The organism is Brevibacterium sanguinis (assembly GCF_003315415.1).
Taxonomy (GTDB): Bacteria; Actinomycetota; Actinomycetes; order Actinomycetales; family Brevibacteriaceae; genus Brevibacterium; species Brevibacterium celere_A.
The window spans coordinates 534,923-548,650 of sequence record NZ_QNSB01000001.1; the positions used below are offsets into that span (position 1 = coordinate 534,923).

Sequence of the window (13,728 nt, forward strand, 5' to 3'; positions counted from 1 at the left end):
CAGCCGGCTCGAGATCGAGCATCACTGCCCAGGATGCTCGATCATGTTCTGCGCGAAGAAGCGTGCCAATTCCTCGTAGGCATCGAGCGGAAGCACATGTGCGACGTACTGATCTGGGCGAACGATGACCAGTGCCCCCTGCTCGCGATCGACGGCGCGCTGGTCGAAGATGTCCGAGCCGCCGGCCACATCAGCGCAGAAGACCTTCTCATAGTCGATGAGACCGAATCGTCCCTTGTGCGGGAACAGGAATTCAGGCACATCGTCAATCGCCAGATCACGGTGTCCCATCTGAAACACGGCGCGGACATCGAAGACAGTATCGAGGTCCGCTCGGGTGGGGGTGTAGAGGCTGATGGGCGAATCTGCGGAGCTTTCGAGATATCTGCAGAGCGCGGAGGCCTTCGACTGGGGTGACCTCGGATGAGCAGTATCGGCGAAGATGTAGAGTCGCCAGCGTCCATCGGCAGTCGCCTGATGCCCGAGTTCGACCGGCTTCGCGTCCGCGAGTCGGATCACCGGTGAGGAGTGGAACCGTTCGCCGACTGGGAATCCTTTCGCGAGATGCTCATGAATGCAGCGACCGGTGATGATGCTCGGCTGGTAGTCCGTCGAGAATCCGGCCGTGAATCGGCCTCCGGCGGAGAAGATCTCCTGCCTTTCGGTGGCGCTCATGCCGCTTGAACCCGGGTCGTTCGGATCCGCCGGTTTGGCGGCCATCGCCTCGGACCATTTCACGTCGAAGTCGATGAGTTCCTGGGCGACACCCCGTCGTTCCTGTTCGTATGTCTTGAGCAGCCCCTGAGGGCTGCGGCCGCGGAGCACCGCGGCCAGCTTCCAGCCGAGGTTGAAACCGTCCTGCATGGAGACGTTCATGCCCTGACCGGCCTTGGCGCTGTGCGTGTGGCAGGCGTCACCCGCGATGAAGACGCGGGGGATCGATGTTTCGTCTGCGGGGTCGGCGTCAGTGAAGCGGGAGGCCAGGCGTTGGCCGACTTCGTAGACAGACCACCACGCGATGTCCTTGACGTCCAGGAAGTAGGGGTGAAGGATCCTCTGCGCAGTCTCGACGATCGTCGTCGCGGTGAATCGACTGCGAGCATCGCGATCGTGCGGATCGAGATCTCCGAGATCGACGTAGAGCCGCACCATGTAGCCGCCCTCGCGGGGGATGATCAGCAGACTGCCGCCATCGGCTGATTGGATGACTGCTTTCATTCTGATGTCGGGGAAATCCGTCACAGCGAAGACGTCGAGCACACCCCAGGCGTGATTTCTGGCGTCGCCGACCATATCGATGCCCAGCGCTCGCCGGACCTGTGACCTGGCTCCGTCGCAGCCGATGACGTACTTCGCTTTCACCAGACGCTGTCTGTCCTCGGTTGCGCCGGTCGGATCTCCGGATCGGCGCAACGTCACGGTTACCGGGTGGCTGCCGTCGCCGGCGATGGCCACGTCACTGACCTCGAAGCCGTAATCGGGGGCCAGGCGAGAGGGCGAATGCGCCATGCGCTCGAGCAGAAGCGCCTGCATGCGAGCCTGATTGACGATGACATGCGGGTATTCCGAGAGTCCATCGGCGACGTCCTGCACCCGGCCGGTGCGAGCGATGCGATCGGGTTGGTCGGCCAAAGGTCCCCAGAAAGTCGTTTCATTGATCCAGTAGCCTTCCCGGGTAAGGCTCTCGGCGAGGCCGAATGCATCGAACATCTCGACCGTACGGCAAGCGACACCATCGGCTCGACCGACGTCCAACGGGCCCTCCCGACGTTCAACGATGCGGGTGGTGATGTCCGGAAACTCTGCCATCTGCGCTGCCAGGACCAGTCCTGCCGGTCCAGTGCCGACGATGAGCACATCGACCTCATCGGGAAGCTCTGCCGGGTGCGCGTCCGGATCCGCAGGCCGGATCGCAGGGTCACCGGGCCGGAATCCATTGAGATAGAACTGCATAGAGGTCCTCATTCTGGGATGAATCGTCATTGATTGTCAGCAACGAATGTGTGCGACGCGAGTTCAGCGAGTTGCGATTCCTGCGTACTGAATACACGATCGCCACGGTGCTGCGTGAAAGCAACATCTTTCCTCTATATGGAAAAAAGGGCTACCGTAGTCGACATGGATCGCCGTCCAGTCGCCCAACGACCGAAGCAGCTCCTCGGCTCGGTCGACAACACTCTCAGGCTGCTTCAGATGCTCAGAGACACTGGTGCGCTCAAGCTCACTGATGCCGCAGAGGAGCTCGGTATCAGTCCCTCAACCGCACATCGTCTGCTGAGCATGCTCGTCTATCGTGGCTTCTCGGTGCAGGACGAATCCCGGATCTATCATCCGGGTCCCGGAATCGTCGCCAATGCCACTGCGGATTCAGCCTATCGCCGGCTTCTGGCCATCGTGCGCAGGCATCTCGCCACTCTGACGGCTCGCACCGGTGAGACCAGCAATGTGATGGTCCGGGTCGGAACCACTACCCGATTCCTCGCGAGCGAGGAAGGCAAGGATCTCGACCGCGTCAGCAGCCGCGCGGGTGAGATCCTGCCTGCTCGACATACCTCCGGCGGGCAGGCACTCCTCGCCGAACTGGACGACACAATCCTCGTTCAGCTCTACCGCTCACGCTCGTCCCAAGCATCCGGCGAGTACCTCGACAGCGAGCAGTTCCTCCGATTCAGAAAGCGGCTCGATCTCGTCCGTCTCACCGGCTCGGCCCTGAATCTCGAGAGGACCGAGAGAGGAGTCGCGGCACGCGGGATGGCAGTGCACGGTCCAAATGGTGAGGCCGCAGCCGCCATCAGCGTGGCGGTACCGAGTGCACGAAGCGACTCCCTCAGTTCTCCGGCGGTGCTCAGAGAGCTCACTCGCGCTGTCGGTGCATGCGAAGCAGAGCTTTCTGGGGACGGATCGGGCTGACAGCCGTCCAGGAACCTCGGTGTGAGAACCGGGGCACTGCGAGCCGATCAGGCGGCGGTGGGAGTGCCGGCTGGGGCCTGGTCGATCGGCACCGCTCCGGGCACGGCGCTCAGGGCGGTCTGAGACAGCTGCAGTGCGACCTGCAGGAAGGCGTCCACATGGGCAGGGCAGTTCCTGTTGCGAGTGGCCACCGCACTCGTGGCGTAAGTGCCGTCCTTGATCGGTCGATATACCATTCCTGCTGCTTGGTACAACCTCGTTGCCGATCCGGGGAAAGTATCGACGGCGTTCTGGTAGGCGATCGCTGTCATACTGTCCCATACTCGGGCGACGGTCGTCGCGACCCGGCTGGGTCCGCCTCGAAGGTCGTCGAATGCCCAATACCCTCTCCATGGTTCGGGCGCCCTGGGGCTTGCCATGACGAAGCGCTCATCGATGAGATCCTCGATGGCCACTTCGCTCCGCGACGCCAGGCGGTGACCTTCCGACAGTCCGACGTAGCGAGGCTCCGCGAACAGCCCGGCGACGCGGATGCGAGAATCATGGAGTGGAGTCCTGAGGAAAGCGACATCCACGGTTCCCTCGGCCACCGCATCGACCTGGTCGATCATGGTCAGCTCGCAGAAGCTGAGCTCAACCTCGGGAAACGCTTGTCGATAGGCGCTCACGATCAGCGGAGTCAGTTCTCCGGCCGCGTCGTGGAACAGTCCGACCCTGAGCTGCCTCTCGCGCATGGTCTGGAGCGCTGCGGCGTCCTCGCTGGCCGACTTGATCTGTTCGAGGATGGTCCGGGCGCGATCGAGGAACAGTTCTCCGGCGGGGGTGATTGCGACTCGATTCGCAGTGCGGTCGAAGAGCTGAGCTCCGATCTCCTTCTCCAGGCGGGCGATCTGAGTGCTGAACGCGGACTGCGCGATATAGACCCTCGCGGCGGCACGTCCGAAGTGGAGCGTATCGGCCAGGGTGACCGCGTATTCGATCTGTCTGATGTCCATGTGCGAATCTCCGCTCCCGACGGTTCTCGGGAATCTCTCTGTGGCCTCGGGCGATACAGATCCGCGATGACCTGATCTCGATCTGAGCGTTGTTCGTCAGTATGGCACGCGTCATGCTCGAACACAACGCGCGGATCGAACACGATTCCGCTGCACGATCTCACGAAAGAAGAGGAGACGATGATGTCCTCACCAGCATCGATCGACCGTTCCACCGAACTGCTCCAGGCCGATCACGACCACCTCATCCATCCGCATCTTCCGCTGGCCGAATCCTCCCGGGTCATCTTCGCCGAAGGACAAGGATGCCGTCTTACCGACATTCACGGCCGCGACTACCTCGATGCCACGGGCGGACTGTGGTTGGCCCAGATCGGGCACGGCCGCGAGGAGATCGCCGAAGTCGCAGCCGCACAGATGCGGAAGCTGGAGTACTTCACCTCATTCTGGGACTTCTCCAATGACCGGGCCGTGCAACTGGCACAGAAGGTGATTTCTCTTGCCCCGCCTCAGATGCAGAAGGTGTACTTCACCTCCGGCGGTTCTGAAGGAACCGATGCCGCCATCAAGACGGTGCGGTACTTCAACTCACAGCGTGGCAGGCCTGAGAAGAACTGGATCCTCTCCCGCACCAACGCCTACCACGGTCTGGCCTACGGAGGCGGAACCGCGACCGGTTTCGCGGAGATGACATCGGGACAGGGGCCATTGCTCCCACACGTCACTCATCTGACTCCTCCGCACTCCTTCCGGCAGCATCTGTTCGGCGGCGAGGACGTCACTGGTTTCTGCGTCCGGGAACTCGAGGAACGGATTCAGCAGATCGGCCCGGACAACATCGCAGCCATGATCGGCGAGCCGATTCAAGGTGTCGGCGGATTCGTCATCCCGCCCGAGGACTATTGGCCCCGCATCCAGGAGGTCCTGCGCAGACACGATATCCTGCTGATCGCGGACGAGGTCGTCACTGCGTTCGGCCGCACCGGATCCTGGTTCGCATCCCCGGATCTCGGCATGGAACCGGACATCATCGTCACGGCCAAGGGGATCAGCAGCGGATATGTTCCGCTCGGAGCAGTGCTCATGACCTCCGAAGTGGCTGATGCTGTGACCGAGGGGCACGGGTATCCCGTGGGCTACACATACTCGGGGCACCCTGTCGCCTGCGCGGTCGGCATGAAGAACTTGGAGATCCTCGAGGACGAGAATCTTCTCGAGGCAGCCCACCGGATCGGAAAAGTCCTCCGCGAGGCGGCACAGCCGATGTTGGACGAGCTCGAAGTGGTGGGCGAGATCCGCCAGGTCGGGATGGGCATGGCACTGGAGCTCGTCACGGACCGGGAGTCCCGTACGCCGCTCCCGCAGCCGGGTGTTTCCATCGCCGACGCGATCCGGGATGAGACAGGAGTGATCACACGCATCAGCTCGGACACCAATCTGGTCCTGTCGCCACCCTTGGTGATGACCGAGGACGAAGCGATACAGGCGATCAGCGGAGTGGAGTCGGTCCTGCGCCGAGTGCGCGCTGACGGATCGATCGCCTGAGAACCGATCACGACAGACAGGAACAGCACAGTGCCCATTTCATCTTCATCGCCCGAGAATGACCACAATCTCAAACGCAATGCCATCGGTGTCGCCGGGATCGTGTTCTTCGTGGTGGCCGCCGCCGCTCCCTTGGCGGCAGCCCTCGGAGCCTCGCCGGTGGCCTTCATGGCCCTCGGTCCAGGAGCCCCGGCGGCCTATCTGCTGGCCGGCATCGTCCTGCTGCTCTTCGCTGTGGGCTACGCGGCGATGAGCAGATATGTCACCAGTTCGGCAGGTTTCGCCGCTTACCTGGACCGAGGTCTGGGACGGTTCGCCGGATTCCTCGGTGGTGCTGTGGCGCTTCTGGCTTATCACTGCATGCTCTTCGCCCTTTATGGGCTTCTCGGCTTCTTCACGAGCTCGATCGTGTCGGGTCTGACGGGCGTGGAATGGGATTGGAGGATTTGGACGCTCATTGCCTGGGGCGGGGTCGCGGTCCTCGGCTATCTGGAGGTCAACCTCAGCGCCAAGGTGCTCGGGGTGCTGATGATCGCCGAGGTGCTCATCATGGTGATCTTCGATGTCGCCGTGATTGCCCAGGGCGGATCAGAAGGAATCAACTTCGACGGGTTCGCTCCCGCGAATGTGTTCCACGACGGCCTCGGCGTTGCACTTCTCTTCGCTGCAAGCTGCTTCGTCGGATTCGAAGCCACCGCCATCTACGGTGAAGAGGCCAAAGATCCCGCTCGTACAGTTCCCCGAGCCACTTATGCGGCAGTGGTGCTCATCGCGGTGTTCTACGCTCTGTCGACCTGGGCAACGGGGCTGGCTCACGGCAACGACTCCGTTCAACAGGCGGCGGCCGAGAACCCCGACAACTTCGTCTTCACCGTCAACACACTGTTCGTCGGGGCATGGGCCACCGTCATGATGAACGTACTCCTGGTGACAAGCTGCTTCGCCGTGGTGCTGGCCTTCCACAACACCCTGGCACGCTACCTGTTCGCCCTTGGACGGTCAGAGGTCCTTCCGGCGTCATTGGGCCGCACCCACCCTCGATGGCAGTCACCGCACAGGGCCAGCATCGTGGTCAGCGTGCTCACATTGGCCGTCGTCGGCGGATTCATGCTGGCCGATGCCGACCCCTATGCTCAACTGTATTCGTTGTTGGTCGGATTGGGCACTCTGGGTGTCCTCGTGATGCAGGCCTCGACCTCGGTGTCGGTCATCGTGTTCTTCCTGAGGAACAAGCATACGAACACGTGGTGGAGTGGCCTGATCGCCCCGGCGTTGGGCGCGCTTGGCCTCTTCGGGGCCGCCGCACTGGCTGTGACGAACTGGTCGTTGCTGACCGGGGCCGAATCCGGGTTCACCACGCAGCTGCCATGGCTGATCGTCGTGGCCGCCGTCATCGGAGCCTTCTGGAGCGTCATCGCTCGGGGGAAGTCGGTATCCGGCGGGCCCGCGCCCGTGCCGACACCTGTGCCCTGCGATGGTCCTCGCGACTGAGATCTGATCGTCGACGACCGATCGTTCTTGTCCCAGCCCTTTCATTTCTATCCCATCCTATTTCGATCGACAAGGAGATTGTCATGATCAGAACCGATCAGGAAGAAGCGCTCGCGGTCTTCGACTACGGGGACGAATTCGGTCGCGACCGTTTCACAGAAGAATGGGCGCTCGACGGCCTCACCCTTGGTCTAGCCATTGTCGCTACTCGCCCGCCTGCCGCGACCGCGACCGAGGAGGTGTGAACGTGCAATCGCCTCGTGTCCGGGAGATTCTCATCGTCAATGCGGTGGTTCACACCATGAACTCCCGATCTGCCACATGTGACAGTCTGCTGATGCGGGACGGAAAGATCGCCGCCGTCGGTGACGAACGATCGGTCCGCGCGCATGCGACCGACGATGCCGAAGTCGTGAATGGCGCAGGACGTGCAGTGGTGCCCGGCTTCATCGACGCGCACAACCACATGTCGATCGCGGCGTTCGAACCGGTAGCCGTGGACTGCTCGACACCGCCGCTGAGCACCGTGGACGAGGTACTGGAGACCATCGAGGAACACTGTCGAACCCTGCCGAACGGTCAATGGGTTCGGGGATTCGGATTCAACGCTGCTCGAGTCAGTGAAATGCGCGGTCCGAATCGGTACGAGCTCGATGAGGTGGCACCGGAGAACCCGTTCTTGCTGATGGAGAGCAACTGCCATGCTGGACACGCGAACAGCGCGGCCCTCACAGCAGTGGGCATCACCGAATGTGCTCCGGAGCCATGGGGAGGTCAGATCGAGCGAGACAGAAACGGAGTGCCCACCGGTTCCCTCTTCGAGGCCGCCGTCAATTCAGCACTGGCGGCGTCATGGGATGAGTTCTTCCTCGCCAATCCGGACCAGGCCGTCGATCTCATCGAAGCCAAGGCACGCGAGTACCTCGCCGTGGGCATCACCGCAATCGGTGATGCCTGTGTCACCACATCTGCCGCTCAGCTGTATCGCACGGTCAATGATGAAGGTCGCCTACCGATCACCGTGCACCAATTGCATGGTGGCGACCAGTTCTTCTCTCAACAGGACCTGCGTCGTACCGACATCATCGAGCGCATCCAGGGCAACGAGTCACATCTGCTCCGCGGTGGCGCGATGAAGATCTTCGTGGATCGGGCCTATCCCGACGGCGCCGCCAGACATCAGCTGCATGATGGGTGCACGACCCACGTGGGAACGCCGTTCTACAGTCCCGCGGAGGTTCGGGACCTGGCTGTCACTGCGGCCGCCAAAGGCATTGATCTGGCCATTCATGGCATGGGCAACTGTGCTGTCGACAGCGTCATCGGTGCGTACGAAGAAGTTCGGAGAAAGGTGGGCGATGACCCAACCCTGAGACTTGAGCATGCCTTCATCGCCGAGAAGGCTCAGGCACCGCGCCTCGCGTCTGCGGGGATCGAACTGGTGGCGAATCCGGGACTGGCCCATGAGGACGGACTCTTCTTCAATGAATGGCGGGGTCAAGGACAGGAGCACCTGAAGGTTCTTCCGATCCGTTCGATGATCGACGCCGGAGTTCGCGTCAGCTTCGCCTCGGACCATCCCTGTGGCACCTATTCACCGGCAGAGATCATGTGGGCGTCCGTGGCACGTCAGCATTACACAGGAGCACTGATCGACCCCGACGAGGCGGTGACTCCGCTGGAGGCTCTGCAGGCTTACACCATCAATCCGGCCCATGCTTCAGGTCGTGCGCATGAAGAGGGAAGCCTCGAAGTCGGCAAACGTGCCAACGTCCTGATCGTCGACCGCGATCCCCTGTCCTGCACCTCCGAGGAATTGCGTCACCTGCAGGTCGACCTGACATTCGTCGATGGCCGACTCGTGCACGACCGACTGCGTCCGAGGGCACAGTGATGTGCTGTGTTCGCGCAGCCGCGGAAGCGATGGATTCACGTCGATCCTCGGCTCGATGTCGAGAGCATCACCGAATCGCAGAAGTCTCGGAGATCTCATCAGAAATTGACAAAGGAGTCATTGATGTCCGAAACAAGTATGTCAGTCCAGCTGGATCGTGGTGACGATCCGAACTCAATGGGTCGGATCGCCCTGATCATGGCATTCGCCTCTCTCGGAGCCCTGCTGCTGCTTGCTGCTCCTATCGTGGCCATTCAATTGCAGCAGCAGCTGAAGTTCAGTCCGTCTCAGACCGGTGACCTCTTCGCCGTCGAACTCGGCGCGACCGCGCTTGCATCGATCCCAGCGCTGTACTGGGTCAGGAGAATCAATCTGCGCAAAGCTGCCCTCTCGCTCGGCCTCATCTATGTCGTCGGAAACGCGATCTCTGTTTTCCTCACGACATTCGAAACGTTGATTGTGGTCCGCGGTGTCACCTCCTTTGCAGGAGGCTCACTGATGGTGCTGTCGATGATGTTGGCCGCACAGGCTCGGAACCGTGATCGCATGTTCGGTTACTGGACCGTCGGGCAACTGGCCTTGGGCGCGATCGGGCTGGCGACTCTGCCACTTCTCTTCTCCGCCTTCGGAATCGCAGCCTTCTACCTGTCAATGGGCGTGCTGATGGCCCTGTCGATACTATTGGTCCGGTACCTGCCGCCTCGGCCCCTGCAATCGCCGACGAACAGGGTTGAGGCACAGACGGCTCCGCCGGTGAATGTCACGAAAGTGGTGATCGCCTTGGTGGCGTGCCTGCTGTTCTACGTCGGATTGATTTCGGTGTGGACCTTCATGGGAGGGTTTGCCGAGGCAGCCGGCATCGCGCCGGAGGCCACAAGTCTGTATTTGGCGCTCGCAACGGCAATCGGCGTGGCGACACCGATTGCGGCGATCTCCGTGGGCGGCGCGCTCAACCGCAGAGTCGTTCTTGTCGGAGGCTACGGGGTGATGGTCATCGGCGTCGCGCTGCTGGTGAACGTGGAAGGTGCGGTCCGATTTGTCATCTGTGCCCTTGCCATCAAGGCGGCGTGGGGATGGGTTCTGCCTTTTCTCATGTCGACCCTGGGAGATCTGGACCCGCTTGGCAGAGCCTCCAATCTGGCCAACCTGGGAATTGCCGGCGGTCTGGCAATCGGACCATTTGTCGCGGGCCGAATCGTGGAGGCCACGGGAGGGTTCAACGCTTTGATTTTCCTGGCGCTTCCGACGATCGTCGCCTCGCTTGTCTTGATCGTTCTGTCACAGCCACGTCGGAGCAAGCCGGATTCCGTGGCTGACAGCACTCGAATGGCAAGACCGTCGAACATTACCTGATCGAAGAACCTTCTAGGGCGATTGCCGAAAGGCGATCACGAGCCAAAGGGTCGAATGCCGTTCTCCAGAACCATCGGCTCAAAGGTCGATCCGTATAGGGATTCATTGCGTATGAGCAGTCTATTCGAATCGAAACAGGCAGAAACAGTCGACTTGTGAGTATCTTGAGGACTTGGAATGCACAACGAGAATGAACTATTGATCAGGAATGCGCTCATTCGCACCATGGATTCGAGCGATTCGGTTCACGAAGCGGTGCTCGTTCGTGACGGAAGGATCGCCGCCGTCGGCGCCGAGGGGACGGTCCGTTCCATCGGGAGCCCAGGGGTAGTCGAATTCGATGCCGATGGCCGCACAGTGGTGCCCGGGTTCATCGATGCTCACAATCACCTCAGCGATGTTGCTCTCAAATCGAAGTCCGTGGATTGTGGCACTCCTCCTTTGGAAACAGTCGATGAAGTCCTCTCGGTTGTCGAGCGGTACTGTGCCACGCTTCCGGCAGGCCGATGGGTGCGTGGAGTCGGCTTCCATTTCCTCAAGGTCCGAGAACAGCGCGGGCCGACACGGTGGGAACTCGATGAGGTGGCACCGGACAATCCACTGCTCATCAAGGACAACAGCGGACATGCGTCTTATGTCAACAGTGCAGCATTGCTCGCGAGTGGCCTGGACGAATGCACTCCTAACCCATGGGGCGGGCACATCGACCGCGACTCGCGAGGTCGACTGACGGGCACGCTCTATGAAGCTGCGACCAATTGGGTCAATACTGATTTGATGCTCGATTATGCCCGGAACGACCGGATCGCCGTCATCGAGTTGATCTCAGCCAAAGCGTCTGAGTACCTCACCCTCGGAATCACTGGGATCGGAGATGCATGCGTCACTCCATTGATCTCTGAGCTCTACTCTGAAGCAGCGGAGATGAAGATGTTGCCGCTCACCGTGCAGCAGTTGCATGCCAGCGACCATTACTTCTCCCAACAGACCTTTCGGCGTGGTGATGTCGTCGATTGAATCCTGTCTCCGCAGAGTCACATGTTGCGAGGCGGCACCATGAAGGTCTTCGTTGACCGAGCGTACCCGGCCGGCGCCGCCCGTCATCATGTGAGTCAAGGATGCTCTCATCATGTGGGTCAGAACTATTACAGTCGCCGCGAGGTTGCTGAACTGGTCTCAGATGCTGGCAAGTTCGGTGTCGACCTCGCGATGCATGCCATGGGCGATTGCGCTGTTGACATGGTTCTGGATGCCTTCGAGTCGACCCGCCGTCAGCAGGGTGACGAGGGAATTCTGCGGGTCGAACATGCGTTCGTCAGTCGCCCGGGCCAGGGCAAGCGCATGGCATCGCTCGGTGTCGATCTGGTGGCTAACCCCGGGCTAGGGATGAATGATTCCCCTCTCTTCTCGGCGTGGCGAGGTTCGGACCAACCTCACCTGAAGGTCCTGCCCCTGAAAAGCATGATCGACGCCGGAGCACGCGTCAGTTTCGCCTCCGATCATCCATGCGGGGTTGTTTCGCCAGCGGAGATCATGTGGGCTGCCCGCATGCGCCGCAACGCGGACGGAGAACTGTTCGATCCTGATGAGGCCGTCAGCGGAATCGAAGCACTGAGGGCGTACACCATCAACCCGGCATTGGCGTCAGGAAGAGGTAGCGAAGAAGGAAGCATCGAAGTCGGTAAACGCGCGAACATCCTCGTGCTTGATCGGGATCCTGTCACCTGTCCTGCCGATGAATTGCGTGACCTGATGGTGGAACGGACTTACGTCGATGGTCGGCTCGTTCACAACCGTCTTCCCGAATCCACGGCCCACGGGAAGGCACCTCATTCCGGCGCGAGCCGACCCTGACTCGATTCTCGGGAGCGCCCGCGACTACCCGTCGTGCCATGTCTCAACGTGGGTGCGATGGGTGGTGAGCAGCGATTCGGGAGTATAGAACGTGTCGTAGAAGCTGACATCGATGTGCTGAGCCTGCAGATACACCGAGGTGAGGACGGGTGGGAAGGTTCCCGGGTAGCCCCCGTACCGCGTCATCAGCCCGTTCAGGACGCTCACGAAGTACGCCATGGTCGCCTCGTCGTAGCGCTCGACTCGTGTCTTGATCGCCGCGTTGTCTTGGTAGGGACCCTGTGACGTGGAGCGGTACAGGCCCCCGTCGCCGAACTTGCGGGCGACGAATCGCTCAACCGCCTCGGCGGGGCCGCTGGTGAACGGTGGAACGAGTGTTTCGAAGCAGCCCGGCAGTCCCACCGGGTCCGGCATGCCTCCGTCGGCGCGCTCCCGGAACTCGAAGCCGAATCCGGGAATGCCCTCGTTCCTATGGGCCCCGAGCAATGCGTTGGAATCCATTCCGCCGAACAGCCAACCGCCGAGGCCCATCGCCTGGAGCATGAGCTGCGCGTTGTAGGCGATCAGACCGGCTTCGACCGTTCCCTGTTGGAAGACGAGCCGTTCGAACGCCTCGACGGGGAAGGCGGCCTCGGTCGCGAGAGTCCCTCGACGGATCAGTTCGCGCGGTTCGCCGATGGGCTCATCGGCTGTCGCATCCCAGAGGATGGCACCCTCACCAGTGAAGATGCTCAGGAAGTTGAGAAGGTGCTCCGACATGTCGACGATGGGAACGACCAGCGTGCTTCCCGGTTGCAGGGCACACCATCGATTATGAGCCGATACGAACGGGGCGGCCGTCGGCAGACTGAGACGTTCCGCGGAGATCTTCTTCAAGGTCCCGGCGGACAGCTTCACCACTTCGTCGACCGACTGAGCCCGAGCCGCAGCCTCGATCATGTCCGCCGAGGCGTCTCTGGTCTGGGAGATGTAGAGGCCGGAATCGTCGGCGATCAGAACCTCGGCGCTCTCGGCTCCGGCCGCGCTGGGGGAAGTGCGGCCAGCGTGGCGAATCGGATAGTTCGCAGCCCGATCGGACGGACCGGACGAGGTGTGAGGGATTCCGAGATTCCATCCGGTGACGCCGACAGAGGCGAAGACGAGGAGCGCACGTTCCGTTTCGGAAAGGGGAAACGGCTCGAGCTGCGAGGAGTACTTGAGCGGACCGTCGGGGATGGTCATGCCGGTGCCGAAACGTCGAGAGCGTCGCCCGCGCAGTGCGTCGATAAGGGAGAACTCACTCACCGGATTCGGAATGGTCTGTCGCTCGGTCATCGGAGACTTGCCTCCGAGATCGGGCCACGGGTAATCGCCGAAAGTTCACGATCGACCTCGTAGTAGCTCGTCGAGATGTCGGAGACCCCAGGATTGGACCCCAGCGATTCTCTCAATGGTCCCTCACCCCAGGCTCGAGCATGCTCCTCCGTGTCGAACAGGTAGTAGCTGACCGCTCGGCGCGCCTCGTCGTCGAATGCCCAGATTTTCCAGAGCAGACCTGGCACGTTCGCTATCTTGGTCGCTGCTGCTCGCATTCGCTCGGCCTGTCCGTGGTCCTCACTGGACAGTTCCCGGCGGTAGTCGACCTGCAGGATCTTCATGGTGTCTCCATTCGTTGTATGAATCGTGTGCTGATGGACGGTGTTCGTG

The 13,728-nt window shown here is 61.4% G+C and carries 10 protein-coding genes and 1 pseudogene; 7 read left to right on the forward strand and 4 right to left on the reverse strand.

Translation table 11 applies throughout. The features are described from left to right. Positions 1–21 precede the first annotated feature (21 nt). Positions 22–1,953, reverse strand: a complete 1,932-nt coding sequence (locus DFO65_RS02435) for an FAD-dependent monooxygenase (RefSeq protein ID WP_113902802.1) — start codon at positions 1,951–1,953, stop codon at positions 22–24. A 114-nt stretch (positions 1,954–2,067) separates the two neighbouring features. Between DFO65_RS02435 and DFO65_RS02440 the strand changes: the two genes are divergently transcribed. Continuing rightward, on the forward strand, positions 2,068–2,910 hold the full coding sequence (locus DFO65_RS02440) for an IclR family transcriptional regulator (RefSeq protein ID WP_147233213.1): 843 nt from the start codon (positions 2,068–2,070) through the stop codon (positions 2,908–2,910). A 47-nt stretch (positions 2,911–2,957) separates the two neighbouring features. Here the strand turns inward: DFO65_RS02440 and DFO65_RS02445 are convergent, their stop codons facing one another. After that, positions 2,958–3,905, reverse strand: a complete 948-nt coding sequence (locus DFO65_RS02445) for a LysR family transcriptional regulator (protein WP_113902804.1) — start codon at positions 3,903–3,905, stop codon at positions 2,958–2,960. Positions 3,906–4,088: 183 nt separating this feature from the next. Between DFO65_RS02445 and DFO65_RS02450 the strand changes: the two genes are divergently transcribed. The 6 genes and pseudogenes from DFO65_RS02450 to DFO65_RS17230 all read left to right on the forward strand — a co-directional run bounded on the left by DFO65_RS02450 (position 4,089) and on the right by DFO65_RS17230 (position 12,042). Continuing rightward, entirely contained in the window at positions 4,089–5,450 is a 1,362-nt protein-coding gene (locus DFO65_RS02450; RefSeq protein ID WP_113902879.1) for an aminotransferase family protein, read from the forward strand. A gap of 30 nt (positions 5,451–5,480) precedes the next feature. Next, a complete protein-coding gene (locus DFO65_RS02455; RefSeq protein WP_220151211.1) occupies positions 5,481–6,941 on the forward strand; it encodes an APC family permease in 1,461 nt (486 codons plus the stop codon). Positions 6,942–7,024: 83 nt separating this feature from the next. Next, entirely contained in the window at positions 7,025–7,186 is a 162-nt protein-coding gene (locus DFO65_RS17005; protein WP_181778572.1) for a hypothetical protein, read from the forward strand. After that, complete coding sequence (locus tag DFO65_RS02460; protein WP_181778573.1) at positions 7,183–8,835, forward strand: amidohydrolase; 1,653 nt, start codon at positions 7,183–7,185, stop codon at positions 8,833–8,835. Before DFO65_RS17005 ends, DFO65_RS02460 begins: the two co-directional genes overlap by 4 nt. Positions 8,836–8,958: 123 nt before the next feature. Then, the gene (locus DFO65_RS02465; protein ID WP_113902806.1) at positions 8,959–10,188 is read left to right on the forward strand and encodes an MFS transporter; all 1,230 of its coding nucleotides are present in this window, start codon (positions 8,959–8,961) and stop codon (positions 10,186–10,188) included. A gap of 225 nt (positions 10,189–10,413) precedes the next feature. Next, a pseudogene (locus DFO65_RS17230) lies at positions 10,414–12,042 on the forward strand (amidohydrolase). Positions 12,043–12,066: 24 nt separating this feature from the next. On the opposite strand, the gene DFO65_RS17010 reads toward DFO65_RS17230, so the two are convergent. After that, positions 12,067–12,801, reverse strand: coding sequence for a hypothetical protein (locus DFO65_RS17010; RefSeq protein WP_181778575.1), 735 nt, complete (start codon positions 12,799–12,801; stop codon positions 12,067–12,069). A gap of 551 nt (positions 12,802–13,352) precedes the next feature. Continuing rightward, the gene (locus tag DFO65_RS02485) at positions 13,353–13,679 is read right to left on the reverse strand and encodes a YdhR family protein (RefSeq protein WP_113902810.1); all 327 of its coding nucleotides are present in this window, start codon (positions 13,677–13,679) and stop codon (positions 13,353–13,355) included. Between the last annotated feature and the right edge of the window lie 49 nt (positions 13,680–13,728).

Excerpts from the sequence above, each read along its gene's own strand:
- DFO65_RS02435 (WP_113902802.1), bottom strand. The coding sequence starts at position 1,953 with ATGCAGTTCTATCTCAATGGATTCCGGCCCGGTGACCCTGCGATCCGG.
- DFO65_RS02445 (WP_113902804.1), bottom strand. The coding sequence starts at position 3,905 with ATGGACATCAGACAGATCGAATACGCGGTCACCCTGGCCGATACGCTC.
- DFO65_RS02450 (WP_113902879.1), top strand. The coding sequence starts at position 4,089 with ATGTCCTCACCAGCATCGATCGACCGTTCCACCGAACTGCTCCAGGCC.
- DFO65_RS17005 (WP_181778572.1), top strand. The coding sequence starts at position 7,025 with ATGATCAGAACCGATCAGGAAGAAGCGCTCGCGGTCTTCGACTACGGG.
- DFO65_RS02465 (WP_113902806.1), top strand. The coding sequence starts at position 8,959 with ATGTCCGAAACAAGTATGTCAGTCCAGCTGGATCGTGGTGACGATCCG.
- DFO65_RS17010 (WP_181778575.1), bottom strand. The coding sequence starts at position 12,801 with ATGTCGGAGCACCTTCTCAACTTCCTGAGCATCTTCACTGGTGAGGGT.
- DFO65_RS02485 (WP_113902810.1), bottom strand. The coding sequence starts at position 13,679 with ATGAAGATCCTGCAGGTCGACTACCGCCGGGAACTGTCCAGTGAGGAC.